This window comes from Brakhagea slesvicensis, from assembly GCF_052161625.1.
Classification (GTDB): domain Bacteria; phylum Planctomycetota; class Planctomycetia; order Pirellulales; family Pirellulaceae; genus JBKCUI01.
Genome location: NZ_CP197412.1, coordinates 4,788,983 through 4,814,393, shown reverse-complemented (window position 1 = coordinate 4,814,393; position 25,411 = coordinate 4,788,983). Strand labels below are relative to the sequence as shown.

The following is a 25,411-nucleotide window of genomic DNA, read 5'->3' as shown; positions in this document are numbered from 1 at the left end:
GGGTACCCGATTATATTGCGGTTACTAACTTGCCTTCAGTGATTGTAATAGAAACTGAATTGGAGATTTTCGTACCGCGCCATATTGGCGTAATTCCTGCAAACCTTGATCGTTTTGCGAGAAAGTCATACCAGTCAGTATCGCGGTCCACATGATATTCGAATTTGACGGAATAGTCACCGTTCGGCAACATGATGCTCCAAAATGCCTCGGCTGATGGTTCTGGATTAATCGAAGCGTAGAGATCGAATGCGATTCTAGACTTTGGAGCAAGTACGAAGTCATCTAGCGGTGCAGATACGAGGAAGCGTGCTCCCCATTCGGCTGCGAGGTTGCCCGCAAGGTCGAAGAATCGTAATCCACAAACGCGAGGATACTGGAGCAGGTACCGAGAGTCAGCGTCATAGTATGCGACGCGAAAGACAGCCGGGCGAGAAGTCGCGTCGATTAGCTCTAAGTCGATTTTCACAGCCAGATCACAATGTTAAGCAAAATAACGACCGAATTCAGCAAGTGCGAGCGGAAGACTGAACACAAGTTAAAACGGACGATCGAGCACTTAGCTGCAATTCTTTGTTATCGCTTCTTTGCCGGTGTCGCACAAGGTGTCGCTGGGCACAGGAGGCACTTCAATGCCATGAGTCTTAAAGTACCAAGCGTAGCCAATGACGAAGACAGCAACAGGAATGAGTCCGTAAAGAAAAGAATCATACCCCTGAAGAATTCTGGATCTCTCGCGGAACAGATAAACGACGCTACAAACGATTGGCGCAAGGACGAAGAAGTACAGCAACCATCTGTACCGTTTGCTGAATTCTGGATTCGAAACCGACGCAAGCTGCATCATCGATTGCATGGCCGTACAAGAAATGCAGAAGCAAATCATTGACTGCATTTCAATCGAAGACAAGCAAACGACGAGTAGCGACGCCATGGATACGACAATGCCAAACATCGCCCCACCGCGTTGGTCTGATTGGCTGAGGGGCTTCATGGTGTGCACCCGTGCGATAACGACCGGGTTCAGCGAGACCGGGCAATTGACTCAACGCAAGTCACAGCGGTTCATCGAGGGCTTCGTCTGCAACCCATTGTTACACCGAATTATTGTCGAAGCAAGAATTTCATGAAGCCCCCAAGGATTGGACATATCGCACCAGTTGATTGACGTTGTCAGAAAATTTCGTTACGAAAGGTGGATCAACGACGCTGGTCTGAAATGCAAACCGCAGATGAAACGAAGACTCACATTGAAGTAGCAAACGATTTCCAGTATCCTCTGCTGGCCAGGGAAAATTCTCGATTTCCGAAACGTCAGAAACATCGCCCGCCACACAGATTCCGGAAATCGCCCCGAAATGATGTTCGTATTATCTCAGCCGAAGGCCAACTGCGGCAATCGTAATATCAGTAGAACGTCCCGATCTAAACGCGAGAACAGAATCGCTCAGTGATGCCAACGATCCGTAGTACGCATGGTTTGTACTGACGTCTATCGACGGGCTACTGTTTGGACGATCAATTCGGACGGTCGTCGTCATGCCCAAAGCATCTGGACGTGCAAGAGTGGAAGATGTTGCGAGTAGAAAGTCCACAGTAATCTTCACTGCGCCGTCGAATCCCTCGAGAACAATCTCGTGAGGTTCAATCGGTTGCCATCCGTAATCGCTTCGCGACACAATGCTTTCCTAGGTGTAACGACCCAAGCTCAGCGACCCAGCCCGTGGGGCGCGACGATTGCAACTGGAGCGCGATGGCCGAGTTCGCTGCAGCGCATGGTTAGCCTGCATCATCGTAAACGTGACTCCTCCTCTCGCAACAGCGCCGGATTTCCGACGCGCTGAAAACTCTGCTGCGCAGTCTTTTGGATGTATCTCTGCGCCATGATCACTGCACCCGTCCGACCTCGCTCCGACGCCTCAACCAATATCGCGTCATACTTCGTGCCCTCAAGCGTGATGTAGCCATCGTGCGCAATAGCGTAAGCCGTGACATCCGACGGAAGCCGTGAGACTGCGAGTCGTGCTTGAGCAATGCTCTCCTCCAGGCTGTCGGCCATGTAGCGGTCAAGCTTCCGCTTGCCGTCCGGATTCTCGGAAATCACGAATGGAATGAGAGGACCATCGCCGTCCTGAATAGAATAGATGCCGTGGTCGAGCGAGAAGAACGCAATATCTGCAAGCCGCTGGCTCATCTGCAGCTGCTGCTGTGGCGTGGACTGCGGTGGCTTCACTGGCTGCTTGCAACCGCCTCCGAACAATTTTGCAAACAATCCCATAATCGCGAGAAACCTCATGCGTGCTCGATGTAGGCTAACGTTTCGATTCACCCAGCGGCGGAATGAATCGTCGATTTGTCTGTGCACCTGATCGCCGCTTGGGTGCAATCGTTGGTTCTGTCTCTTTTCGATCGTGGCCCGTGTCATCATACCTCAACGACTTCGAAAGATCCAACGCGCGCTATCGAGTCAAGGAGTTTCTTTACTCTTTTCTTAGCAGCGTGCTGTGCAATATTGAAGCGATGGATTTCGTCACCCTTCCTATAAACAATGTTTGCTTGGCACGGACCATCACCAACAAGCTGTAATTGAATCACATCACCAAAAGGAATTTCAACGCGTTTACCGCTGGATGCTGAAAGCACCATCTCTGCGATCGGATCGAGTACTAGATTTGCAATTGATGGACGATCTCCCTTAGGGTGAATTCGCAGGAGTCCAACCGATGGATCAATAGTGACGTATATCCCAAAGCGATTTCTTAGGAAATACGGTATCAGTCCGCAAAGACCTCCCCACACGAACATCACAGCAAATACGTAACGAAGGTCGATTCCTTGCGGAGTAACGATGGTCACTGGCCAGAAAACACAAACGCCCCCAACCACGAGCATTACGGCGAGGAACGCGAAATGCGAGTATGACGATTCGAGATGATACTGTCCCTTGCGATAGTGAAGTGATGTATCCGGCAGCAACCCTGTCGAAGTGTGAGAAATCGATAGCGCTTCGCGAGGCACTTTCGCCATGCCAGCAACTCTCCTTAAGACAGAACGGTTCGGTTTAGCGGGGCCGCGCGAACGGCCTTCCACTTCAAAAACGTCATCCCGCGGCAACCGTTGGTTCGTCTATTTCCCGCAAGTTGACAGGGGTACAACATTTAACACATGTTCCGTTCTTGAGCAAATGTTCCCCGCGCTTAAATGAAGTCAGCGATGCACCACAATGCGTGCAAGTCAAACCGATTCTACAATCGATCAAGACATAGAGCAACAGAGGCAGCAACGTCGACGGCAGGCCGAAGGTAACGCCGAAGACTATTCCAATCAAAGCACCGTACATCCCGTCATCACGCAGATTTTTTGCGGGGTCGCGAAACGCCATACTCGTATCATGGATCGGCTCGAAATAAACAATAAAAGCGGAAAACAACAACAGCATAATTGCGATGGACGCAACTCCGTAAGCAGACCAGGCCCAACGCCGACTACATTTCAATGCGGCAATGTATTCAGCTTGCGTCACCTTGCGCTCCAGAGACAGAACTAGTAATTCTCCGGCGCCCGCGCCGGGAAACAGAAATCTAATTGTAGCCCATCCAACGGGGCAATTGGTCTGCAAGCCCTCCTGATTGGCGCCTCACCCTCTAAAAACATCTTAGCTATTACCAGGGATTTCGCCCCCAAAATGGCCTCCAGGCATGTTGATAGCATTGATGGTAGTTGGAGGTGCGTCGCGGCGGCTTGCCGTAGTTCATCCCGAATTATCCGGCGCTGATGGTAGCCGGTCGTGCGTCTCACTGCATAGGAGTTAGGGGCAAGGATCTGATCGCTCAGACAATGATTCCCGATCGTCGATCGAAGCGAGGCTGATCAGCTTACTCCACGCTGCTCTCTTATCTTCCCAGTGGAGCATGGCGGCGAGCTGACCGGGGATGGAAGCAGCACGAAGTTAAATTGGAGTTCCTTCTACTAACAAGCCACGATAGATCGCACCTCGTTGTCTGTGATTCGCAGCAGCTTGGTATGCAGGGCTGTCGTACCACGCTCGAGCAGCTTCCGTACTTGGGAACTCCGCAATCACGACTCCTTCAACGTCGGGTCCCGCAAGTGACATATGAGGGCCGTAGGCGGAAAGTACTTTCATAGGAACACCTTCGAGCGTTGCGGCAACTTTGGCCCAGTACGCTTCAAGTTCAGCTCGGTCGAGGGTTTGTTCACGAATGAAGATCATGTAAGCAGGCATTGGGTTCTCCTAAATGAGTTCTTGTCTGAATGCTGGGTTCGGGAATGTTAAAGTCCGCCAGTCGCGTGGATGACTTCTCCAGTCAGCCAACCAGAATCGTCCGAGGCTAAGAAGGCAACCACTCGCGCGATGTCTAGTGGCGTACCAATGCGACCCAATGGGGTCATACTCACAAGTCGCTTTTCAACGTCGCTACCAACACCATACAAACCGGCTTCCTTAGTTCCTTCGCTAAGCGTGGCACCGGGGTTGACGGAGTTGACTCGGATTCCACGCGACGCCAATTCTTTGGCTAGCACTCCCGTGATGGCATCTAGGCCACTTTTGCTGGCAGCGTAAATAGAGAACGTGGGGGGCAGTGATCGCGAGGCGGCTGAGCCGATGTTGATGATACTGCCACCTTCAGTACCAAAGTACTTGAGTGATTCTCGAATCGTCAACAATGGTCCAAGCAGATTGACATTCATTTCTCGATGGAATTCCGCCTCGGTTAGTTCGAAGACGGACATCGCCTGATACACGCCGGCATTGTTGACCAGAATGTCAATCGATCCGAATACGCCTGCCGCTCGATCGAACAGGCGGCTTACGTCTTCAGCGTTCGATACGTCACCTTGAATAGCGATCGCTTGACCACCAGCGTCCGTAATCTTCCGAACAACGGATTCCGCTCCATTTTGATCCGACGCGAAATTTACAACCACCGATGCACCGGCTGAGGCAAGTTCTAGAGCGATACCCGCCCCGATCCCCTTGGATGCACCGGTCACTAAAGCTGTCTTCGTTTTCAGTTTCGACATGTTTTGTCCTCCTATGGCTTTTGACACCACGGGCGGAGGACTGTGACAGAGCAATCGCAGAAATTTTAGTTCAAGTGCAAAGTGTCTCGAAAGCTGCGTTGTTCGAACATTTGTCGCAACCACAGTATTTGATCCTTCGCCTCAAGGAATGGGTGATCGCGAAAGAGCGTTGCATATTGTCGGTCCAGAACATTGTCGACTTGTGCGTAAGTGCTAATCGAAAAGAACGTCGGTTGGGCAGCCGAAAAGAGCTGTGGTAGCGGACGGCAGCGATCATTGGCTTGCTGCATCGTCAGGTTGATCTTGGGTTTAGTAGCGACAAGGATTCCACTGTAGCCTGCAGAATCTCTTGGGAGAGTTCTGGATCATCAACTGCACGTGCAAGAATCAACGCGCCAACGAGACTAGAGTAGATGGCTAATGCGCGCTCTCGTTTCAGACGTTTCGATTTAGTCGAAACAATGCGAGCGAGTAGCTCTGTCGCCGCACTTATCGTCTGGGTAAACAAACTCCGTACCGGCGTGCTATTTCTCGCAACTTCGGCCCCCAATGCCGCTAGAGCGCAGCCGTTGCCAACATGGTCGCGATGCGAGGGCGAGAGGTAAACGCTCGCAATATTGCCCAGAATATCCTTGCCGCCAGCCTCTATGGTACCTCTCAGGACGGTTAGTGACTCTTCAAGAGCCCGTGAACAGGCTTGCAGGATCAAATCATCTTTCGACTCGAAGTTGCCATAAAAGCCACCGTGCGTAAGCCCCGCCGCTTTCATCAAATCGGCGACACCAACGCCGTCGAACCCTCGCTCTCGAAAGAGCTTCGACGCGACCTCAATGACTCGCTCCCGATTCTCCGCTGCCTTTTCTCTACTGACTCGCATTATGCCTGACACTCCCTACTTTTGAAAACTCGGCCAACCAGCATTGACATTATATATGACGGTCGTAATATACCCAATAGATGACGCACGTAATGTAACGGAATGCAGCCCAGACGTTGAACAAAGCCAGTAAAAACAGCACATGAAACGCAACGTAAACAACATCGCACTGGTCTTCGTAAACAGATGGGGCTCAACACTCTGGGCAAGCGATAAGGCCGGTAGTCCTATGCCAAATACGCATCACCAAGACCAATACTGGATCACGACAACTACGCATTCTCAAAGCCACCAACGCATAAGAAGAAACACATGAAGGCGCTCGTACTCAAGCGTTACGGAAAATCGAACAATATCGGCTTCGCTGACATTCCCCGGCCTGTTCTCAAGCCAAACGAGCTGTTGATCCAAGTGTATGCAGCCGGTTTGAACCCAATCGACAACATGATTCCAAAGGGATCATTCAAACCGATCATAAAACTTCGATTGCCGTCGACGCTTGGTAGCGACTTGGCGGGTATGCGCTCTTGAGGCTTGAATTAAGCATCAACACTTCGTCGTTCAGGCAGTAGACCATGGAATCTTTGCGCGCTTCGCGAAATGTGATCGTGTCGATGCCATCGTCATCGATCGTCGATTTGCGACTGAACGGATCGCCACGACGAATGCTGATTTGGATTTCGTTGTCTACGAAGCGAGGAGTCATGAACAGCTTACGCCCACGATTGTGCTTGGCGAACCAATCGCCGGCATCCTTGATCGCTTGGGCCAATCGCTCTTCCGTGATGGTGATTGGCGCGATACCTTTGAGATTAGCGGGTTGAAAACACTCCATTCGCCTGGGCGTTTTCCACGTATGCCAAGCATGCTGGGCTTCTACCATCTTCGAATCAAACAACCACACCTGCATGACGATGTCGGCAAGCGAATGCTTAACACCAGCTTTACGCCTTCGGTGCTGTGTTTGCGTGGCGCAGTCACTCGCGTCTCCGCATCCTCCGCCAGTTCGGCTGCTCTTTTGAGAGCGGCCCTTGAGAGTCCACCTTCATCGTTGGCTTGTAGTCGCCATGCGATGCGCCGGATTAGATATTGCTTGTTGCGGCTCCGACATTCTTCTTTGAAGACCTGCTCGTATCGCTGGACAAGTTGATTGACAGTCTTGTTCTGCAACTCTGCAATCTCGATGGTGACGTTTGGACTCATTGGTCACCTCCCAATTGCACGGTATGATGCGGAAAAATCGCATTCTGATTTTCCTGGGTCGGTTGGATGCTGCCAGTTTCTGGCGATGGATCTGACTGCTGCAACTGTTCGGCTGGCAAATGCGATTCGATGGCCTTGGCGGCCAATGGATGCCTTCTTACCCGAATCACACCTCTTGCCAAAAGTGCCGCGATGTCTCTGTGTCTTGCTTCGTTGCTCACGAATTACCTCCGTTCTGAATGACTTGACCGTCTACAAAACCCAGCGTTTTGGAGACGACGGACACAGAGAGGGGTTTGTCGGAAACGAAATCAAGCGGCTCGGGTAAAGAGTCTCCGAGTTTGTCCAAAACAGGTTCATCTGCATCGGAAAACTGGCTTGAATTGCGATTATGCTCGCGGTCTGCAGCCACACATCGTTGAATGCCTCGGAGCACAATTTCGGCGATAGATCGAAATCGAACCGATGTCGGATCGCGTGGCAGTCCGTCGTCTGCGGGAAGAGAGTCGAGAGAGTAAGCGTCGATGGTTCTGCCTCCATGGAAAGACCGTCGAGGGTACCGAAATGGCATCCCTCCCAGATCTATCTATGCAAAACGGCGGAACCGCGTCCCATTACCCTCGGGAAAATTCGCAACTTCGCTCCTCTTAAGTGAGCCAGACTGATGCAACTTTGGATTCCCACGCGAGTCTAGAATTTCTTGGGCGAAGACTGACTGGAAATGAAGCCTTCTTAAATTAGTTGACGAAGTGGCGCTGCACGTTTGCCCACGAGCACTAACGCAACAATAGCAAGAATCGCGAAGCCAGATCCCAGCAGCAAAGCCGCAGAAGCACCAAACCGGTCCCATAGAAATCCTGCACTTAAACTTGCAATTAGCGTGGTCAAGCCAGTGAGCCCATAGAAAATGCCCATGGCCGTTCCTCGGCAATCGCTTGGGGCGTGGTCGGCAATTAGTGCTTTTCCGACACCCTCGGTCAGAGCCATGTAGACACCGTAGATCGCCATGAGCGGCCACATGCCCCAAGATTGCGAAACTGGCAGTAATGCAAATCCGGCGTAGACGCAGGCATAAATGAACCAGCCAACGATGATGATTCGCCAACGACCTATACGGTCACTCAATACACCTGCTGGATAGGATAATAATGAGTAAAACAGATTGTAGAACGCATAAACCATGACTACGGCCCACGGTGAGTAACCCAGGTCGCGAGCCCTAAGCAATAGAAAAGTGTCACTGCTGTTTGCGAGCGAAAAAAGAACCAAAACTCCTAGCACATACCAGTAGGATTTTGGCAACCTAGCCCAAGCTTTTTCCGTGCCATTAGTCGTTGGAGATCCTTTTTCCATCGACTTGTTGTCACCACTAGATGGAGCTGGATCGTTAGCGTCCGTTTTCCGATCTTCAGACTCCTTTACCTGGAAGGTTAGGATGAGGGAAGCAAATCCCAATACCGCTCCAATGCCAAAGATTGATCGGTAAATCCAAGCTGGCGTTTCGGTCGCCGCACTCATTGCTTCCCCGGATGCATTGGATTGTGGCGTGCCAGTAAGCCACCACAGTAGAAAGGCCGAGAGCAGCACACCAACGATTGCACCAGCAGTATCGAATGCTCGATGCAATCCAAACGCTCGTCCTCGCTGATCCTTTGATACCGCATCCGCAATCAATGCGTCGCGGGGAGCGCCTCTCAGTCCCTTACCAAATCGATCAAGGAGTCGACCACCAACGACCAGAGGCCAGACAGTCGCCAATGCGATGATCGCCTTACCGAAAACGGGTAATCCATATCCCCATCGAATCCATTTGACTCGGCCGCCTTGGCTTCCTTTGCGATCGCTTCGAATGCCGGCTACGGCTGACATGATGGCAACAACGAAAACAGCTCCACCTTCCATCAATCCCAATTGCGTTTTCGATGACCCCAAAACGCCAATCATAAACAGAGGCAACAGCGGATAGACCATCTCACTGGAGACATCCGCAAAGAAAGAGACCCAACTCAGAATCCACACAGGACGCGGTAACTGACGTACGCTCGCTGAGTCTGCATCTTTTTGATTCTCTGGCATAAGGGCTCCGACCACGGTTTCTGGAAGCAATTCAATGAGGCATACATGATCGAATCAGTATCGAAATTCCGCCATCATCCCCGAGCCATCCCCAGTTGAATAGGGATAAAACCGCCAGCGAGCGTTAGGGTTGTCGGTTGCGTCGATTGCACTCGCGGCCAAATAAGCCATCCACCATCCTAATGCGACCTGCGATGGATAGTGCGCGTTGTCGTTAACCCTTGAAAGTGGTGCAATGGCCGAACCTGCATAGAAGAGAACCTTGTAGCCACGGTTGTCAGTCATCTTGGCTGCGGTGATGAAGGGTAACGAACCCATAAATGCATGACCGCTGATTCCGTTATTGTCTCGAAACGGATGCCACTCCGAATTTTCATCAGTTTCAGTCGGTCTTGAACCTCCCGTTAGCTGTTGCATGATGATTAAGGGCGGCGCACCGACAACGAAACCTCTTAGCGATCGCTCACCCCATCTGCCACTCGTTTCCACAAGGGCATTGTCTGGGAACAATTCGCCCGCAGCCCATGCCGTTGCAAATACAGGCAGAGTGTACACTCCGTTACCGAGTTCCTTACTGGCGTGAAGAGACTCGAACCAATCGTCGGAAGTGGCACCACGTACGCTGCTCTGAAAATGGCGATGGATACCATCGTCGATTGATGAGTTGGCCATCGCACCACCGACAATCAGGCCTCCGCCCAACAACGTTAAGGATTCCGCCGAATAGAAGTTCTTTTGGTCGTCCCACATTCGGCCAATCAGAGAAGGCGAACGGTCTTGCTCCAACAGTCCGCTGAAATCCCCGGGATCGGTTCGTGCGTCAGAATGTCGGTCCAATTTCCATGCCTCGGCTACGGCGAGATTCGATTCCGCTCCGCTTTGAGCCTTGGGATCGTAGTTCCAGATTTTATTATCGCCCGGCGAATGGCTAACTCCTGACTCGTCAACCTGCGAGGTGGATCTGTCGCCCGCATCGATCTGGCTGAGACGAGCCTCAGTCGCCTCAACCGGAGTCTCCAATGACACCTGTTTGACGAAACTAGCTGGTTCAACGAGAGGTTTGCTCACCTGTTGGATGGGTGTGGTCACGCTTGCCAACGCAGTCGGATTCAATAGCGGCACACGGCAGCCCGCCCCCAACAAAAGAATGCTAGCAACCAAGAACCCTCTATTCACCAGTGTCTTCTTGGGAGCATACCGCGATAGTGGGAGCCAATTCATGGTCAGCAATAGCCTTCAGTTGCAACGGCGCGTATTTCGAGCCCGGCGGAGAGTAACCCGCGTCGTGGCCCGGGCGGACAATAGATGCGTGCGCGAAGGTGCGACAAGCCGAACTACGATAAGTTTAGTAATTATGAGAGAAAATGAGGAGAATCGAGCCGCTGCCACAGACTCTCTCATCGTTCTCTCATCTTCAATGCCTAGAATCCGACCCGTCGAGTCCAAGTCCCCCGTACTGCCGAAGAATTGTTTATGCGTGTGTTGGTTGTTGAAGATTACGAGCCCGTCCGAAGCGCAGTTGTGCAAGCGCTGACCGAAGAAGGCTACGCAGTCGATTCTGCCGACAACGGGCGAGATGGCCTTTGGCATGCCAAGTCAGGGGAATACGACGCGATCGTGCTCGACATTTTGTTACCTCATGTCAATGGTATCGAGATACTTCAATCGCTACGAAGCAATAACAACCATGTTCCCGTATTGTTGCTCACCGCGCTTGACGAGGTCGATCAGCGAATAAAGGGGCTTGATGAGGGCGCAGACGACTACCTCGTTAAGCCATTCGCCATCGCAGAATTGATGGCAAGGGTACGAGCTCTTGTGCGTCGACGATTTGGCGACGGAACCTCCATTATTGAAGTAGGTGAGCTGAGAATCGACACTTCTGCTCGACTGGTTCACCACAAGGATAAACCAATTGAGCTTACGGCCAGAGAATATGGGTTGCTGGAACTCTTGGCTCGACGTCGTGGAAAAGTTGTCACACGAGAGGAAGTCTGGAAAAGCCTGTATGATTTCGGAGCCGAATCGTCGAGTAACGTGGTTGATGTCTATATTGGATACCTTCGCAAGAAACTAGATCCGCCGGAAGGTCCGTCGATGATTCAAACTCGCAGAGGCATGGGATACGTACTTACAGGTCGAATTGACTGATGATCCATTCGCTCCGGTTTCGACTCGTACTAATCGTTGGAGCAACCGCTTGTTTGCTAATGGCGCTTGTTGGTTTGGCCGTCAGTTTCATCTTCGAGCTGTCGCTAAGATCTGAATTCGATTCGTCGCTTATAGAGAGGGCCCGTAGTCTCAGCCATTTGGTTGAACATGAGAAGCATGGGATTACCTTCGAGTGGCTTGAAGGTGTCGGGCTGACTACGCCCATCGTTGAAGAGCGAGAATCGCTGGCCATTTGGAATAGAGGAGAACTACTAGAAGTCTTTCCGGCGACGGCATCACCAATCCAACCATCGCAGAAACCAGGTGAGAATGCTTTCAATTTAAATCTCAACTCAAAGCGTGCTCGCGCAGTCGCGTTTCCATTTACGCCGAGATTGGTGTTTGAATCGGAACCGGAGGCCGCTCACGTGACCCGCCCCGTCCTGACCATAATGTTCGCTCGCACAACGCGTGAGCTCGATGCGGCGATAACAACGCTTCGATGGACAATTCTGATTGTCGGAACCTTCGGTTGGGGTGCGACGCTGGCAGTTATGTGGTTTGCAATTGGAATCGGCTTGAGGCCCGTCCAACATGCAACTCGGCAAATCGCGAGTATTGTTCCAGGTACTTTGAGCGAACGCATTGAGCAGGTGGACAGGCAGCCAAACGAACTTCGCCCGCTTCTATCCACGATCAATGATCTGCTCACTAGGTTGGAGCAAGCCTTTGTTCGAGAACGCTCCTTCTCTTCTGATGTAGCACATGAACTACGTACCCCTTTGGCTGGACTTCGTGCTCAGTTGGACCTGTCACTTTCTCGGGAACGCTCAACACAGGAATACAAAAAGACAATCGGTCAATGCTTGAGCATCACCGAGCAAACGGGCGAGATTGTAGAAAGCCTGCTCGAAACAACTCGCGAATCGATGGCTGCCTCGCCTCCAGAGCATGTCGATCTACATAGCTTGCTCAATGTTCTGTTCATTGAACGCCAACAAAATATGCAGTCTCGCAAACTGCAATTTAAGCACCGTGATTGCAAGGATGTGTCGATTTTGATTCAACAACGACCGCTGCTCGTCATCTTGCGGAACTTAGTCGACAATGCGGTGTGCTACGCAGACCTAGATTCCACGATTGAAGTATCCGCAGAGTCATCTGACAACAACTGTGTCGTGGTCATTTCCAACCAAGCGCGAACATTTCTTGCTAACGATATCGATAAGGTCTTCAACCGGTTTTGGCGAGCGGACTCCTCACGTCATGAAACTGGCCGACACTGTGGGCTTGGGCTTTCGCTTTGTAGAAGATTGGCAGAGCAGATGGGAGGTTCGATTCAAGCGTCCATTGTCGACCAATCATTTCGGATCGAACTGAAACTCCCTTGCTAATCGAATTAGCCTTTCTAATCAGCATCAGTGTGTGGTTACGAAGCTGGGCGTCTCATTCTTTTCTCATGAATCGCCATGTCATTCCGGTTGTATCGGATAGGACGCATGCTCCGCCAGTGATCCATGCGTGCTGGCTGTTGCTGCTGCACTAACACATCCAGATGGGTCGAAACAATTGTAAGCAAGTTGCGATTTATGTGGTTTGCATGCATTGATCTCGGGACAACGACATGGATGTCAAATTTCTCAACCTAACAGCCTTCGTTTGCTGCATAAACTTGCTGTTTGCTGGTTGTCGTACTCCGCAACCTTGCTGTGACCCGCACATGGTCTCTCGCCAAGTGGCATGTCGGATCTACAAGTCCATGGAAACCGTACCGCCATGTCAAACCCGAGTACCTTCCGGTGTGATTCTCGAAGATGGCTTGAGTGAAGATGAAGCGGTTCTAACGGCTTTATCGAATAACTCCGCTTTTCAAGCAACGTTGGCTCAGCTTGGAGCAGCCGGTGGAGATACTTTACAAGCTTCGCTGCTCGCGAACCCTCAATTCCTGACCTATTTCCCAAGTGGAGCGAAGGAAGGGCAGTACACGCTTTATGCGCCGATTGAGTCCTACATATTAAGGCCGGCACGAGTTAAAGTTGCCAATCGGGAGTATCGCCGTGTTGGAGAACAATTGGTTCAGAATGGACTCAATCTTTCACGAGATGTTCGTCTTGCGTATGCGGATTGGGTTCTAGCAAAGGAGCAGACAAACCTTGCAAACGAGGCTCAACAGATCCGTGACCAGATATCAAGTCTGACCAATGATCGCTTGAAAGATGGCGACATCAGCGAGCTGGAAACAATCTCGGCCAAGGTAGATGCACTCAATGCTAAAGCGAACCTGGGTGTTCAACAGGCTTCGATCAACATCGCAGAGGCTCGTTTGGCTACGCTCATCGGACTGCCAGAACTCGCACAGCCCTTAGTGCCTGGAGAGTTGGTCACACCGACTCCGCCAATTCAAACTGAAGAGGAGTTAGTTGAAGAGGCGCTTGTGTGTCGCCCCGATCTTCACTCAGCGAGATGGGCTGTGGCTGCTGCGAGTGAGCGTTCGCGATTGTCACGCTGGCTATGGTTACGGCTCGATGGAGTGCTCGACGTACGCGATGGCCGCGGCTATACCCACACTGGATCTGGCCTTCGCTTCGACGTGCCCCTCTTCAACCGAAATCAGGGTGGCATCCTCCGCGCTGATTGGGAGCTTAATGCCGCGATGCACAATAGAGACGCGATTTCAGATCAAATTATCGCCGATGTGCGAACGGCCTACCGTCAGTTGGATCAAGCTTACAAGAACTTGACGATCCTCAAGCAAGATGTCGAGCCAGCGCTAGTAGAATCACTTCAAATTGCCAAGAAGGGCTTTGAAGATGGCGGGTCTGACTATTTGATTGTGCTGCAGACGACTACTCAGTACTTGAACGCTAAAGGGCAGATTCTTGCTCAGACTGCCGCCTGCAATCGTGCCGTCGCGGAACTGGAACGGAGCGTCGGCCGCAGCCTCATCGCCCCTCCGCTGGCCGCCGCTGAAGTTCTTGCAGCGACAAGTCCCCCTGAAGATGGTAATTAAGATTTGATCCATCCCGAATTGTGAGAAGCAGATGAGAGCGGAAATCGCTACAGATTTCTCGATTACAATGGCCATCCATGAAATCTACAGAACTAAGATCCGTCAAATCTACGCGAACCGCTGCATTATTACATGTTGCGTTAGGAGTTTTCCTCTGTGCCAGTGGTTGCTCGGGTAAAGCAGAAAAATCTGCTTCTGCCAAAGTCGCTCCTGCCAAGGTGGAGATGGTGCCCCATGAGACTGAGTTGGCTACGCTGACGCTAACAAGCGAGGCCGTAAAACGGCTTGCGATCCAAGTTGTGCCTGTCGAGCAACGAGAAGTATCACGCCACCGAACTTTGGCAGGTGAAGCCATCGTTCCGTCAGGTAGATCCATCATTGCTGCCGCACCTGTACCGGGCATCATAGCTGCCGTGAATAACTTATTCCCGCAGCCTGGAAGCAAAGTTGTGGCAGCCCAACCGCTGATGATTCTCCAGCCGATGTTGTCACCGGAGCGTGATGTACCAACGCCAGCCGAACAAGTTCAGATGACTGGCGCAAAGGCAAATTTGATGGTGGCTTTGGTTACCGCTCAAGGTGAAGTGGCTCGTAGTGAGTCCGAGATAGCCGGCCTGCAGATTGCACGTGATCGAGCTGAGAAGCTGCTATCGGATCGCGCCGGAAGCCGTCGAGCATTCGACGATGCAGTGGCGCTACTGAGTGTTGCGCAGTCAGTTCGTGAAGCTGCCAAGCAGCGCGAGACCGAGTTAAAGTCGCTACTTCGATCGCTCGACGGCGCGAATGCCACGGGCCGCGTCGATCCTGCCGATCCGATGACACTGACCGCACCAGTCGCCGGAGTCGTTCGCAACGTTCAAGTCTCGCCTGGTCAAACGGTAACTACAGCGGCACCGCTTTTCGAAGTCGTCGACCTAAGCACGATTTGGATACGTGTGCCTGTTTATGTCGATCTCCTCACAAAACTTAAACGCGATCAAGCTGTCCGTCTGGTTTCGCTCGACGGTTCATCGCTGGCTGGCACGCCACAACTTGGTAAGCCGATTTCAGCTCCTCCCACTGCTGATGCGGCAAGCTCGTCAGCTGACTTGTACTACGAAATCGACAATCGTGAAATGAATTTGATGCCCGGGCAACGAGTCGGCGTCGACATTCCTATGACGAGTGTCACAGAAGCGTTCGTCGTCCCTGCCGCAGCGATCTTGTACGACATTTATGGTGGAACTTGGGTTTACGTGCAGTCGACTACATCGGACAAGGGAACCAAGTTCACGCGCAGCCGAGTGCTGCTTGAATGGGTCGAGGGAGATTCGGCGATCATCTCAAAGGGACCAGCCGTTGGTACCTTGATCGTAACCGATGGTGCTGCCGAGTTATTCGGGACTGAGTTCGGAGCTGGCAAATGAGCTGGCTCATTAGAACGTCGCTTGAACTACGACTGCTCGTCATGATTTTAGCTGTCGTGCTGGTAGTCGTCGGCATACGAAACAGTGATTCGGTACCACTGGATGTCTTTCCTGAATTTGCTCCGCCTTTGGTCGAAATTCAAACGGAAGCACCTGGGATCTCGACTGAAGATGTCGAGAGTCTCATTACGGTGCCAATCGAAAACGCTGTGAATGGTATCCCCTTTGTGCAAACAGTCCGTTCGAAGTCCGTATTAGGACTTTCGAGCGTACGCATGATTTTTGAACCCGGGACCGATTTGTTGTTGGCACGACAACTCGTGCAAGAGCGGTTGGCATTGGCCCAAGCATCGTTACCCCTTGTTGCTCGTCCGCCAGTCATCTTGCCACCACTGTCGTCGCTCAGTCGCTGTTTGAAAATTGGACTTTGGTCCGATACTAAGAGCCAAATGGAAATGACCACGCTTACCAAGTGGACCATTCGGCCGCGATTGATGGGTATAGCTGGAGTCGCCAACGTCGCAGTTTGGGGCGAGAAAGATCCACAGTTGCAAGTAGTTGTAGATCCAGTGCGACTCAATAACCATGGCATTACGCTCGATGCCGTGCTGCAAACCGTTCGCGATGCGACGGCTGTCGGTTCAGGAGGTTTTGTCGATACACCCAATCAACGCTTGGCACTTCGACATGTGCCGGCAGTGTATACGCCCGAACAACTAGGTGAAATTCCTATTCGAGCCGCCTTCACCCAGCCCACAAATAATCGCCTAATCGGCAATACACTTGCCGCCAACGGCTCGCCGCTTCGTATTCGCGACGTTGCACAAGTGATGTTCGACTACGCACCTCCCATTGGCGACGCAATCATTAACAATCGACCAGGCCTGCTGTTGATTGTGGAAAAGCAGCCTTGGGCCAACACGCTCGACGTGACTCGCCTTGTAGAAAAGGCCATGTCGGATCTGAAACCCGCCATGGGCGAAGTGGAATACGACACAACCATATTCCGTCCAGCGACGTTTATTGAACGTTCGCTGGAGAATCTTGGTCACTCCATGTTGGTCGGCTGCGTGTTGGTCGTTGTCGTTCTGGTCTTGTTTTTGTTCGATTGGCGATGCGCTGTGATCAGTGCAACAGCCATCCCACTATCACTAATCGCGGCCATGCTGGTGTTGTACTATCGAGGCGGGACGATTAACACGATGGTACTAGCTGGTCTTGTGATTGCATTGGGCGAAGTCGTCGATGATGCCATCATCGATGTTGAGAACATCATGCGCAGGTTGCGATTGAACTCAGTGGCTGAAAATCCCCGTTCATCGTTCTCCGTGGTATTTGACGCTTCGATGGAAGTGCGTAGCGCAGTAGTCTATGCCACAATTATAGTCGTCTTGGCATTCCTGCCGGTGTTCTTTCTGACGGGACTCGCCGGTGCGTTCTTCAAGCCCCTTGCAGCGGCTTATATTCTTGCCATCCTCGCCTCTCTGGCAGTTGCATTGTCAGTCACTCCAGCCATGTCCTTGTTTCTACTGCCAAAGTCGGCCACAAAACGTCACATAGATGGTCCGCTTGTTCTTTTTTTCAAGCGAGTGTATCGGTTGGCACTCGGCACAGCAGTTCGCTTTCGCTGGGCAACATTAATCGTGACCTCAGTCATTTTCCTCGGGATCGCCGGTACGATAACGCGACTGGGCGAACAGCTCATGCCCAAATTTCGTGAAACCGACTTCTTAATGCATTGGGTTGAAAAGCCTGGCATTGGTATCGATGCGATGGATCGAATCACATTGCGTGCAAGCGAAGAGATGATGGCAGTCGATGGCGTTCTGAACTTCGGCTCACACATCGGTCGCGCGACGGTCGCCGACGAAGTGGTTGGTCCCAACTTCACGGAACTTTGGATAAGCATCGACGACAAGAAGGACTACGACAAAACAGTAGCTCAGGTCCAAGAGATTGTTGACGGTTATCCCGGTTTGTATCGTGACCTGTTGACCTACCTCACCGAACGCATCAAAGAAGTGCTCACAGGCACCAGTGCATCGATTGTCGTTCGCGTGTTTGGGCCCGACATGGATGAGCTACGGTCAACGGCCAACTTGGTCGCTACTCAAATCAAACCGATTGCTGGCGTCACGACGCTCAAGGTCGAGCCACAGGTACTGGTGCCCCAGATTTCTGTGAACATGCGTCCCGAAGCGGCCTCGCAGTTCAATCTCACTCCCGGTGCTCTCATGCGCAGTGTCACGACCTTGGTCAATGGAATGCAAGTCGGTGAAATCTATAAGGACCAGAACATCTTTGGCGTGATCGTGCGCGGGAAAACGGCTTTGCATAGCGATCTGCGGACACTTAGTGAACTGATGATTGATACGCCGACGGGAGGGCAAGTTCCGTTAGGTGATGTAGCAGAGCTGTCGATTGTTCCTGCGCCGAACGAGATCAAACGTGAAGCGGCCTCACGCCGGATCGACATCACTTGCAACGTCGATGGTCGTGATCTGGGTTCAGTTGCCACCGAGATTGAGCGTGCCGTTCTCGCCAATGTAAACTTCAAAACTGGCTACCATCCAGAGTTTCTGGGCGAGTATGCCGAAGCTAAAGCGTCGCGCAATCGACTGCTGCTTCTTTCACTTGCTTCGATCTGCGCGATCGCCGTAATTCTCTACATAGACTTTCAGTCGTGGAAACTTGTGGGCGTGATCCTCTGCACCTTGCCCTTAGCTTTGCTTGGTGGAGTGCTCGGCGTCCACGCTTCCGGAGGCATTTTGTCGCTTGGTTCGCTCGTAGGTTTTGTGACCGTGCTCGGCATTGCGGCGCGTAACTCGATCATGCTTATTAGCCATTACCGACACTTAGCCACAGAAGAAGGCGTTACCAATCAAATGGAATTGGTCATGCGAGGTGCCGACGAGCGTCTTGCGCCGATCATGATGACGGCATTGACCACTGGTCTTGCTCTCGTGCCACTGATATTGACCGGCGAAATACCTGGCCAAGAAATCGAGTATCCGTTGGGGCTGGTGATCCTCTTCGGACTAGTCACCGCCACTCTGGTCAACCTCGTCATTCTACCCATCATATGCAGCTTTGGATTCGCCTATCCAATTCTTATGCAGCCTAAGTCAGCTAGGGAAAGTTGAAACGTTGGGTTTCGCACGGTTAGCGAGGTCTGCAGTATCGCGCGATCGATTACCTTGGAGCAAAGTTCGTAACTTTCGCCTCCTAGTGAGCCAGAACAGCGGGAAAAAAGAATCCCGAGTGAGACAGAAGGTTCATAACCCAGAGTCGTTAACCCGGCGGTTTTCATAACCCAGAGACTCTGAGAGTATTTGTCTCTAGTTGGCCCCCAGAGAGGGGCTGTTTTGGCGAGAGTCGCGGACGGAAATCGAGTCTCTTGAGAGTGATCGAGACCCGGAAGATTGCAGAAAAATACGAAAAAAGCCGGTGTTTTGCGTTGCTGCAAGACACCGGCTTCTTCGAATAACCTACTGCGGTCAGTTTCCTAACCAAACAGAGAAGTTGAGCGAACCGAACTCTTTTCAAACCGCTCGCGAGAGCTAGACTAATTTCGAGTGAGTTGCGTAAGTTGTTTCCCAGCAGCATGTTGCAACGAGGCTCGTTAATGCGATACCACTAGAAGTCACATAACCCCGAAAGTGACGCAATTCTCTTAGGCGAAGTGCGACCTGTGGGAAGTTATGTGATTGGAGATTGTCGAAAAGTCCGCGCAAGCTCAATTTGTAAGTATGGCCGTTCGCTAGCTTAACGAACCACCCTGACAGTACTTGCCCGCGTCAGGTGTCTCGCAGAGAGATTGCTTCAAGTCGCTCTTGAGCAGTGCGCAATTGGCTGTTGGTTGCGATTGGCGAGGCGAGAACCTTCCGCCAAAACTCGCACGCGCCAACTAGGTCATTGGTATCCTCAAGAAGTAGCCCACCGACGATCATTGCGTCGATCCATGTTTCCCCCCGGAGGTCAGGGTCTTTTACTGCCTGGCTCAACAATCGATCAGCCCGAATGTGATCGCCAGTCTTTCGCGACACATCGGCCAGTTCCACGAGTGCTATTGCCCGCGTGCCGCTGAACAAGTACTTGGAGGCAATCACGGCTTCTAGATCGACTCGTGTATCGTCCCAACGCTCCAGATGCCGCATGATTGCCGCGCGCTCAAGCCGGGCTTCCGCTTTTTGGTGCGGAGTAATATCCCATGTCTCCAAGATGCGACTAAGGTCGTCTAGAGCAGCTTGGTAGTCTCCAATTGCAGAGTAGGATCGACTCCGGCGAAACAAAGCAATATATCGCCTATCATGTGTTGTCTTTTTCAGTGCGAGCACTTCCGTGCGGTCACGGATCGCACTCCCGTGTTCTCCTCGCTCCACGTATACATCAGCCCGGTTGTTGAACGCACAAGCCCGCAGTTCATCATGTGCGTCGAGGGAGTCAATGATCATCGTGAATTCTTCAAAGGCGTCGTAGCTCTCGTCTGTATGACGGCGAAGGATAGCGCGATTGTGTATCGCCATCTTGCCGATTAACGACTCACTGCCGACACGGGCAATAGCCGCATCAAACAGCGCGATCGCGACGCTGTTCTCTCTAAACATAAACGTTAGTGCCATGTGATAGTCGGCACGAGCAGTGGCTTCCTGTAGCTCTCGTTCTTCGGGATGGCTATTAGCGATCGGGGTCAACTTTTGAAGCTGTTTCTTGGCGAAGGTATCGTCTCCATCACCGGTATGCGGCAATAGATCTGCAACCATGTCTGCCCAGTAACGCCGTGACTCGGCGGTGTCGAGCGGCAAATCAAATAGGGTTTGGATTGAAGGGTCTCCCTGGAAATCGAAAACACAACGAAGTGCTACGACCCCGACGTCCCTCGGCTGGAAAGACCAGGCCGCGAGCAATAGCGCACGCGCATTTTGACCCGCGATTCCTGACTCGGATAATCGATCCAGCACCAACCGTTCGCCCAGGATGTCTGGCTGGAGACCTGCCAACGTCGCGCCTCCTCCTCGCGACGATGAGGCCATGTCGCTGTAAAGAGCTTCGTCAAGAAGTCCGATGTCGGGGAGCAGCCCTGCTACGTTGCTGGCGGCGAGATACGAAAAGCTGCTGGCCTTTGGCAGCAGACCGCTGACTAGCGTGGCGAGGAGCAAAAGGTTTTCCATGCGTTTTAACTGTTCTGGTTCCCCACTCAGCAGCTGCCGCCTGCGCGAAGCTTCTCGCTTTAAAATGGTATGAAGTAGGTTTGGCTCCACGGCTTCGAGATAATGGGCAACTATCATTGCAAATAGTGGGCGACCTCTGCGATCAGAACGAAGCAACCGTAAAACAAATGCGCTCGCGATCTCATCATCCCAAGTTCCCTGCTGTGAATGGACTACTTCTTTAGCAATCAGAAGGATTGCCTCCAGAGACAACCCTGGTAGGGCAAGTTGCTCACCGAATTGGCATGCGATAATCTCTGCCGATTCGCTCTGACTATCTTCCCGGCTAAACGTCGTCCACCAAGAACTCTTCTCCCGTTCCACAAGTAGAATTCGCACCGGTTTCGTGAATGAAGAAGATGCACGTAACAGATTGAGTACAACCTCTCCCACTTCTGCCGCACGGCTCGCGACGTAATCGATTACTATCAAGGTCTTCCGTGTCGGCTGATACTCTGACCATTTGAAATCTTTCACCGTCCGGCTCAAGAAGCCCGCGTGCCATTCCTCGCCAACTTCGCAACAAAGCTCCAGGGCCAACCGACTCTTTCCACTCCCTGCATCGCCAGTCACCAATAGCCAAGAGAAATTCGAGTCAGAATTAAGAAACTCCAATAGCCGGACTCGCTCTTTGTCTCGACCAATCAGACGTGTGGCGCGCGAAGAAAACGCAAGCCATGCTTTTGCTGGGTCGGTAGTAGGGACGTGGAGTGGCAGTGACTCTTCTCGATAGTCAGGGAAGAGCGATGGCAGGGAGGTGACCACATGCTCGTGAACTCGGTGTAGCTGTTGCAGATCGCTAATCGCTTGAGCGGCCTTGGTCGCGTCATCGAAATCGAGAACGTCGCTACGCCAATCGAATGTGACGCCAGGGCACACGGCATTGACCGTATACTGCCCCTGCTTGGCGATCAGAAGAAACACCTTTAGCTGTGTTACTCTGCCCGCGAGTTCATTGGCATTCAGGCATTCAACAGTTTTCGTGAGCTTCGCTGATCCTCCCTCCGCTGTGACCTGGACGCCTAAACCCTGCTGCTCATCGATCAAATCGATACACGGATAGTTTGCAGTTACCTTATTAGTGCTGAGAAGGCTCCAGCCATAGATCGAGTTCAGCAGTCCCGCAACGAAGTCTTCCGCATGCACATTCGAGTCGGTAAGGTTCAGCGTGCCACCTGGCCTTACATAATTCTGAAATACCGCGAGGCCTTTGCGAATGTCGGCGATCAGTACTTCTCTTTGCAGCATGACGGTTAGTTCTTTCCCTTACAGCCGAAACTTCCAGCGGCACGTTAGGCCACGGCCTCCTGACTGTCGCCTAATTGCAAGTATCTTAATGCACTGCGGGACTTGTGGCTTCAGCAGTTATTCCATTCTTCGTTCTTTCTCAGTTTAGATCCCACTCTGTTTTGAAGAGCAATGTGTACTCGGATCTCGACGTCGCATTGCAATAGGCCGCGAAATGTCCCTTGGCTTCGACCGATGATGTCGAAGCGCGGCAAGCTCTGAACAAGGGCAAACAAGAAGCACCTTTACATATCGTATTCGCTTTTGGAATGGACTGCGACTCGTTTCGGTTGAGCACCCCGACGCTGATTGAGCCGAACCTTTAGTTTTGAGAACTCTGGTCCAACTACAGCAACTCGCTTTAATTTATGGTTTGCAACCGAAACGCTATGCCAAATGCTCGACGCCAACTGCCGAATTCGCGGCGGATGGCGAGTGCGTAGCGGTACTTTTCCAGGTAGACTGCCCTCAATTTAGCCATCAGCTGAATCAGTCGTTGGAAACGCCGCTTGAAGGGCTTTGGCCCAACTGTGGAATTCGCGTTTGATGGCGAGGGCGTAGTCTCGATTCTCAAAGCAGACTTCGCTGAAGGTGATCAACTGACCAGCCTCCTTGCGATTGCGTATCCACAGCAACATGGCGTCGCGGTCAAGGTTCTTTGGCTTGTGTCGTGTGACGTTTGCCAGGTTGATGCCGGCTTCCGTGAGTGCCTCACGCCAGCTACCGAAATGGCGAATCGTGGCGTCGTAAAGAGCCCGATCGCGACTGCGGTTCACCATGGCCCCTAGATCGTATCCGGTCGCACAAAGTCGCCGGAGTCGGAATTTGATCCGTTCCGGCGTCAAGTCGCGACACCGCCCAACGTCGTGGGCACTGACGCCCGCGTATTGGAGCGCCGTTTCCCAGGATCCAAACTCATTCACGGCGGATGCGTGAAGGAGTTCGTCGGACGCTTGGATGCTCTCCTCAAGCATGCTAATGCCAGCAACGTCTATTTCCACAATCTTGCGGATGATGGTCTCTCGTATCATTGTGCTTTTCTCGCCTCCCTCGCGGTTCCCTGTGACTTTGCGAACTCAACCGCTTTGCGAATCGAACCGAAGCGACGCTCAGCGGCGGATGTTAACTTCGAATCGACGCTTCGAATTCGATCTATCGGTACCTCGTGAATCAACTGTCGTATTCGTGATAGGACCTTCTCTTCGTCCCATTGCTCACGCTGCAACGCATCGATGCCGGCCGCATAGAGTGCCTTGTTCCAACTACCGAAACGAATTCTGGCAGCAGCAAACAGTCCAGAATCCTCATAACTCGTTGCACTCAGGTCGAATCCTTCGGCGCGCCGATGAACAATTGCTTCGATCACCTTTTGGGGAGTCCACATTCGTCGCAGTTCTCTTCCTAAACCAAGCGATTCGACAGCGTTTCGCCAACCACCAAAATGCTTCATGCACGAACGCCTAAGCTTTGAGTCATTGTGCGACGAACAAGTCAGTGGCAGCTCGCGTTCGTACAAATCGATGATCCGTAGTCGAACCTCATCGGCTGTGAAGTAATCCCGAGGCGGTCGCGGAAATCCAGCGGCTGCTAGTGCTGCCGTCCAGCTTCCATGCCAAAGCTTCGCAGCCTCGTACAGCGCACGATCCTCTCGGTTAGTTCGAACCAAACTTTCGCCATTGCGATGACGCTGGCGAATGGCCTCAACCACTGCATTCTTCGACCAACCGCTGGTCCGACGTTCCGGTTGACCACATGGCAAGCCGGCCACATCCAGTGCGGCCCGCACGCTTCCAAAGCAACGACGCGCCGCATCGTCTAGCTTTCTGTTGGCACGAGGACCATTGCAGCGAGATCGCTTGAGTTCCTCGATGACCCGATCGGGAGTCCAGATTCTTCTCGGCATCGTTATCCCTCCGTGCTCGCGAGGATATCTTCGAAGATCCGTGTCAGGTCGGCATGATGGGTTTGCAGATGCGACTTAACCTCTGCGTTGTTCATCAGCGACCGAACGTAGATCACCAGCTTCAGCAGGTTCGTTGTGTACTGCCGATACAAGCCCGTGTAGAAGTCTTGCTGCTGTTCCGCCTCCTGGAGCTTCTTGAGCAGTTGGCTCTTCTTTTCATCTGCCTTGGTCCATGGCGTTCGACTATTGGTCGGCTTGACCCGTTTGGCCACTGGCGTCTTGAGCACCAAACCTCGTGCGAACACGGTACTGTAATCGTTGCACTTATCCATCAATTGCAAGATCTCCTGCTGGCGTTCGGGCTTCACATTGATGAGTTCCTTGGCCGTCTGGATATTGATCTTATTCGCATTGAATGCCTTCACAGCCTCAGGGTGCAGTTTATCGAGCAACCCTTTATTGAGCCTGTGTCCGATGCTCTGAATCCCCAACGCATTAGCGATCGTTTTCTCGTCTAGTTCCTCGAGCGACTTGCGAAGCATTCGCATCTCCTGCGAAGCGCTCAATTGATTCACCATCCGATTGCCTGTGAAGCCATCGCGCGTGCTGTGAATCAGACAAGGCACCGATTCAACGCCCATGTCTAACAAGATCCGATAACGCAGCACGCCGTCGAGAATCTCGTATCCGTCTTTGAGAGGGTACACGATCAGTGGTTCGATCAAGCCGACAGCTCGCAAGCTGGACTCGATACGCGCCCGATACTTCTTGGCAACCTTACGTTCGCTGCGCGGTACCAGTTTGACGATCGATATGTCGATACCTTGCACGGCCTTTCCGTTGTGTCCGTTCACGCTCATGATTGCACCTCCGATTCGCCAGGTTGCTCAAAGCGAAAGGCACCGGCCAAAGCAGGGCGTTTGTCAAGCTTCTGTTTAGCCAACAATTCAACCAGCGCAGTATCTTGGAACAAAGTGTTGACTCCGGTTAGCAGCGTCATGATCCACGTCAGTAATACTTCTGGATTGCCGACCGTGGCTGACAAACCGATGCGCTGGATCTCTTGCCCAGCAAGCTTAGAAACTCGTTCTAGCACGCTGAGTAGGTGTTAGCTCAATCGTTTCGTCAGTCGATTTAGCCGCTGTCCAGTCGCGAAGCAATTCTGCAAAACGAAGAGAATCAACCTCCCTCGCAGTCGTGACCTTGTCGAACAATTTAGCATAGGCTTCCGACAGTTCGCGAACC

General features: G+C 52.2%; 26 protein-coding genes. 6 read left to right on the top strand and 20 right to left on the bottom strand.

Features of this window, described 5'->3' with window-relative positions; translation table 11 throughout:
* Positions 1-10: 10 nt before the first annotated feature.
* From SH467x_RS18290 to SH467x_RS18250, 9 genes are all read right to left on the bottom strand, one after another.
* Positions 11-469 carry a hypothetical protein gene (locus SH467x_RS18290; protein WP_482368538.1) on the bottom strand — a complete coding sequence of 153 codons (459 nt, stop codon included), beginning with the start codon at positions 467-469 and terminating at the stop codon, positions 11-13.
* Positions 470-559: 90 nt separating this feature from the next.
* Positions 560-994 (bottom strand): hypothetical protein, encoded by a 435-nt coding sequence (locus SH467x_RS18285; protein ID WP_482368537.1) that lies wholly within the window; start codon positions 992-994, stop codon positions 560-562.
* A gap of 795 nt (positions 995-1,789) precedes the next feature.
* On the bottom strand, positions 1,790-2,428 hold the full coding sequence (locus tag SH467x_RS18280; RefSeq protein ID WP_482368536.1) for a hypothetical protein: 639 nt from the start codon (positions 2,426-2,428) through the stop codon (positions 1,790-1,792).
* Positions 2,425-3,027 (bottom strand): hypothetical protein, encoded by a 603-nt coding sequence (locus SH467x_RS18275; protein WP_482368535.1) that lies wholly within the window; start codon positions 3,025-3,027, stop codon positions 2,425-2,427. The genes SH467x_RS18280 and SH467x_RS18275 overlap by 4 nt, the downstream gene beginning before the upstream one ends.
* A 73-nt stretch (positions 3,028-3,100) precedes the next feature.
* Positions 3,101-3,523 carry a hypothetical protein gene (locus SH467x_RS18270; protein ID WP_482368534.1) on the bottom strand — a complete coding sequence of 141 codons (423 nt, stop codon included), beginning with the start codon at positions 3,521-3,523 and terminating at the stop codon, positions 3,101-3,103.
* A 426-nt stretch (positions 3,524-3,949) separates the two neighbouring features.
* Positions 3,950-4,243, bottom strand: a complete 294-nt coding sequence (locus SH467x_RS18265; RefSeq protein ID WP_482368533.1) for a DUF1330 domain-containing protein — start codon at positions 4,241-4,243, stop codon at positions 3,950-3,952.
* A gap of 47 nt (positions 4,244-4,290) precedes the next feature.
* Positions 4,291-5,043 carry an SDR family NAD(P)-dependent oxidoreductase gene (locus tag SH467x_RS18260; RefSeq protein WP_482368532.1) on the bottom strand — a complete coding sequence of 251 codons (753 nt, stop codon included), beginning with the start codon at positions 5,041-5,043 and terminating at the stop codon, positions 4,291-4,293.
* A 65-nt stretch (positions 5,044-5,108) separates the two neighbouring features.
* Positions 5,109-5,333, bottom strand: coding sequence for a hypothetical protein (locus SH467x_RS18255; protein WP_482368531.1), 225 nt, complete (start codon positions 5,331-5,333; stop codon positions 5,109-5,111).
* 2 nt (positions 5,334-5,335) lie between these two features.
* Positions 5,336-5,920: a TetR/AcrR family transcriptional regulator gene (locus SH467x_RS18250; RefSeq protein ID WP_482368530.1), complete on the bottom strand. Its 585-nt coding sequence runs from the start codon at positions 5,918-5,920 to the stop codon at positions 5,336-5,338.
* A gap of 312 nt (positions 5,921-6,232) precedes the next feature.
* On the opposite strand from SH467x_RS18250, the gene SH467x_RS18245 reads away from it, so the two are divergent.
* Positions 6,233-6,451 carry an alcohol dehydrogenase catalytic domain-containing protein gene (locus tag SH467x_RS18245; RefSeq protein WP_482368529.1) on the top strand — a complete coding sequence of 73 codons (219 nt, stop codon included), beginning with the start codon at positions 6,233-6,235 and terminating at the stop codon, positions 6,449-6,451.
* Here SH467x_RS18245 and SH467x_RS18240 read toward each other — a convergent pair.
* The 6 genes from SH467x_RS18240 to SH467x_RS18215 form a co-directional block, all read right to left on the bottom strand.
* Entirely contained in the window at positions 6,393-6,803 is a 411-nt protein-coding gene (locus SH467x_RS18240) for a hypothetical protein (protein ID WP_482368528.1), read from the bottom strand. The genes SH467x_RS18245 and SH467x_RS18240 overlap by 59 nt on opposite strands.
* A complete protein-coding gene (locus tag SH467x_RS18235) occupies positions 6,797-7,123 on the bottom strand; it encodes a DUF2924 domain-containing protein (protein WP_482368527.1) in 327 nt (108 codons plus the stop codon). Before SH467x_RS18235 ends, SH467x_RS18240 begins: the two co-directional genes overlap by 7 nt.
* A complete protein-coding gene (locus tag SH467x_RS18230) occupies positions 7,120-7,344 on the bottom strand; it encodes a hypothetical protein (protein ID WP_482368526.1) in 225 nt (74 codons plus the stop codon). The genes SH467x_RS18235 and SH467x_RS18230 overlap by 4 nt, the downstream gene beginning before the upstream one ends.
* Positions 7,341-7,694 (bottom strand): hypothetical protein, encoded by a 354-nt coding sequence (locus tag SH467x_RS18225; RefSeq protein ID WP_482368525.1) that lies wholly within the window; start codon positions 7,692-7,694, stop codon positions 7,341-7,343. Before SH467x_RS18225 ends, SH467x_RS18230 begins: the two co-directional genes overlap by 4 nt.
* A 161-nt stretch (positions 7,695-7,855) precedes the next feature.
* A complete protein-coding gene (locus tag SH467x_RS18220) occupies positions 7,856-9,199 on the bottom strand; it encodes an MFS transporter (RefSeq protein ID WP_482368524.1) in 1,344 nt (447 codons plus the stop codon).
* A 54-nt stretch (positions 9,200-9,253) separates the two neighbouring features.
* Positions 9,254-10,420, bottom strand: coding sequence for a phosphatase PAP2 family protein (locus SH467x_RS18215; RefSeq protein WP_482368523.1), 1,167 nt, complete (start codon positions 10,418-10,420; stop codon positions 9,254-9,256).
* Positions 10,421-10,672: 252 nt separating this feature from the next.
* Here SH467x_RS18215 and SH467x_RS18210 point away from each other — a divergent pair, with 252 nt between their 5' ends.
* The 5 genes from SH467x_RS18210 to SH467x_RS18190 all read left to right on the top strand — a co-directional run bounded on the left by SH467x_RS18210 (position 10,673) and on the right by SH467x_RS18190 (position 18,909).
* Positions 10,673-11,350, top strand: coding sequence for a response regulator transcription factor (locus tag SH467x_RS18210; RefSeq protein WP_482368522.1), 678 nt, complete (start codon positions 10,673-10,675; stop codon positions 11,348-11,350).
* A 452-nt stretch (positions 11,351-11,802) separates the two neighbouring features.
* Complete coding sequence (locus SH467x_RS18205) at positions 11,803-12,744, top strand: ATP-binding protein (RefSeq protein WP_482368521.1); 942 nt, start codon at positions 11,803-11,805, stop codon at positions 12,742-12,744.
* Positions 12,745-13,109: 365 nt separating this feature from the next.
* Entirely contained in the window at positions 13,110-14,360 is a 1,251-nt protein-coding gene (locus SH467x_RS18200) for a TolC family protein (RefSeq protein WP_482368520.1), read from the top strand.
* A gap of 77 nt (positions 14,361-14,437) precedes the next feature.
* Entirely contained in the window at positions 14,438-15,766 is a 1,329-nt protein-coding gene (locus SH467x_RS18195; protein WP_482368519.1) for an efflux RND transporter periplasmic adaptor subunit, read from the top strand.
* Entirely contained in the window at positions 15,763-18,909 is a 3,147-nt protein-coding gene (locus tag SH467x_RS18190) for an efflux RND transporter permease subunit (protein ID WP_482368518.1), read from the top strand. Before SH467x_RS18195 ends, SH467x_RS18190 begins: the two co-directional genes overlap by 4 nt.
* Before the next feature lie 654 nt (positions 18,910-19,563).
* Here the strand turns inward: SH467x_RS18190 and SH467x_RS18185 are convergent.
* The 5 genes from SH467x_RS18185 to SH467x_RS18165 form a co-directional block, all read right to left on the bottom strand.
* On the bottom strand, positions 19,564-22,224 hold the full coding sequence (locus tag SH467x_RS18185) for an SMEK domain-containing protein (protein WP_482368517.1): 2,661 nt from the start codon (positions 22,222-22,224) through the stop codon (positions 19,564-19,566).
* A gap of 512 nt (positions 22,225-22,736) precedes the next feature.
* The gene (locus tag SH467x_RS18180; protein WP_482368516.1) at positions 22,737-23,294 is read right to left on the bottom strand and encodes a hypothetical protein; all 558 of its coding nucleotides are present in this window, start codon (positions 23,292-23,294) and stop codon (positions 22,737-22,739) included.
* Positions 23,291-24,166: a hypothetical protein gene (locus SH467x_RS18175; protein ID WP_482368515.1), complete on the bottom strand. Its 876-nt coding sequence runs from the start codon at positions 24,164-24,166 to the stop codon at positions 23,291-23,293. The genes SH467x_RS18180 and SH467x_RS18175 overlap by 4 nt, the downstream gene beginning before the upstream one ends.
* Positions 24,167-24,168: 2 nt before the next feature.
* Positions 24,169-25,026, bottom strand: a complete 858-nt coding sequence (locus tag SH467x_RS18170) for a ParB/RepB/Spo0J family partition protein (protein WP_482368514.1) — start codon at positions 25,024-25,026, stop codon at positions 24,169-24,171.
* Complete coding sequence (locus tag SH467x_RS18165) at positions 25,023-25,262, bottom strand: hypothetical protein (protein WP_482368513.1); 240 nt, start codon at positions 25,260-25,262, stop codon at positions 25,023-25,025. The genes SH467x_RS18170 and SH467x_RS18165 overlap by 4 nt, the downstream gene beginning before the upstream one ends.
* Positions 25,263-25,411: the final 149 nt, after the last annotated feature.

What these genes read in the sequence shown, in the direction of transcription:
- SH467x_RS18195 (WP_482368519.1), top strand. Translation starts at nt 14,438, where the DNA reads ATGAAATCTACAGAACTAAGATCCGTCAAATCTACGCGAACCGCTGCA.
- SH467x_RS18215 (WP_482368523.1), bottom strand. Translation starts at nt 10,420, where the DNA reads ATGAATTGGCTCCCACTATCGCGGTATGCTCCCAAGAAGACACTGGTG.
- SH467x_RS18285 (WP_482368537.1), bottom strand. Translation starts at nt 994, where the DNA reads ATGAAGCCCCTCAGCCAATCAGACCAACGCGGTGGGGCGATGTTTGGC.
- SH467x_RS18275 (WP_482368535.1), bottom strand. Translation starts at nt 3,027, where the DNA reads ATGGCGAAAGTGCCTCGCGAAGCGCTATCGATTTCTCACACTTCGACA.
- SH467x_RS18235 (WP_482368527.1), bottom strand. Translation starts at nt 7,123, where the DNA reads ATGAGTCCAAACGTCACCATCGAGATTGCAGAGTTGCAGAACAAGACT.
- SH467x_RS18265 (WP_482368533.1), bottom strand. Translation starts at nt 4,243, where the DNA reads ATGCCTGCTTACATGATCTTCATTCGTGAACAAACCCTCGACCGAGCT.
- SH467x_RS18220 (WP_482368524.1), bottom strand. Translation starts at nt 9,199, where the DNA reads ATGCCAGAGAATCAAAAAGATGCAGACTCAGCGAGCGTACGTCAGTTA.
- SH467x_RS18250 (WP_482368530.1), bottom strand. Translation starts at nt 5,920, where the DNA reads ATGCGAGTCAGTAGAGAAAAGGCAGCGGAGAATCGGGAGCGAGTCATT.
- SH467x_RS18225 (WP_482368525.1), bottom strand. Translation starts at nt 7,694, where the DNA reads ATGCCATTTCGGTACCCTCGACGGTCTTTCCATGGAGGCAGAACCATC.
- SH467x_RS18175 (WP_482368515.1), bottom strand. Translation starts at nt 24,166, where the DNA reads ATGCCGAGAAGAATCTGGACTCCCGATCGGGTCATCGAGGAACTCAAG.
- SH467x_RS18210 (WP_482368522.1), top strand. Translation starts at nt 10,673, where the DNA reads ATGCGTGTGTTGGTTGTTGAAGATTACGAGCCCGTCCGAAGCGCAGTT.
- SH467x_RS18245 (WP_482368529.1), top strand. Translation starts at nt 6,233, where the DNA reads ATGAAGGCGCTCGTACTCAAGCGTTACGGAAAATCGAACAATATCGGC.
- SH467x_RS18280 (WP_482368536.1), bottom strand. Translation starts at nt 2,428, where the DNA reads ATGATGACACGGGCCACGATCGAAAAGAGACAGAACCAACGATTGCAC.
- SH467x_RS18200 (WP_482368520.1), top strand. Translation starts at nt 13,110, where the DNA reads ATGGAAACCGTACCGCCATGTCAAACCCGAGTACCTTCCGGTGTGATT.
- SH467x_RS18170 (WP_482368514.1), bottom strand. Translation starts at nt 25,026, where the DNA reads ATGAGCGTGAACGGACACAACGGAAAGGCCGTGCAAGGTATCGACATA.
- SH467x_RS18240 (WP_482368528.1), bottom strand. Translation starts at nt 6,803, where the DNA reads ATGGTAGAAGCCCAGCATGCTTGGCATACGTGGAAAACGCCCAGGCGA.
- SH467x_RS18260 (WP_482368532.1), bottom strand. Translation starts at nt 5,043, where the DNA reads ATGTCGAAACTGAAAACGAAGACAGCTTTAGTGACCGGTGCATCCAAG.
- SH467x_RS18185 (WP_482368517.1), bottom strand. Translation starts at nt 22,224, where the DNA reads ATGCTGCAAAGAGAAGTACTGATCGCCGACATTCGCAAAGGCCTCGCG.
- SH467x_RS18190 (WP_482368518.1), top strand. Translation starts at nt 15,763, where the DNA reads ATGAGCTGGCTCATTAGAACGTCGCTTGAACTACGACTGCTCGTCATG.
- SH467x_RS18205 (WP_482368521.1), top strand. Translation starts at nt 11,803, where the DNA reads ATGTTCGCTCGCACAACGCGTGAGCTCGATGCGGCGATAACAACGCTT.
- SH467x_RS18180 (WP_482368516.1), bottom strand. Translation starts at nt 23,294, where the DNA reads ATGATACGAGAGACCATCATCCGCAAGATTGTGGAAATAGACGTTGCT.
- SH467x_RS18255 (WP_482368531.1), bottom strand. Translation starts at nt 5,333, where the DNA reads ATGCAGCAAGCCAATGATCGCTGCCGTCCGCTACCACAGCTCTTTTCG.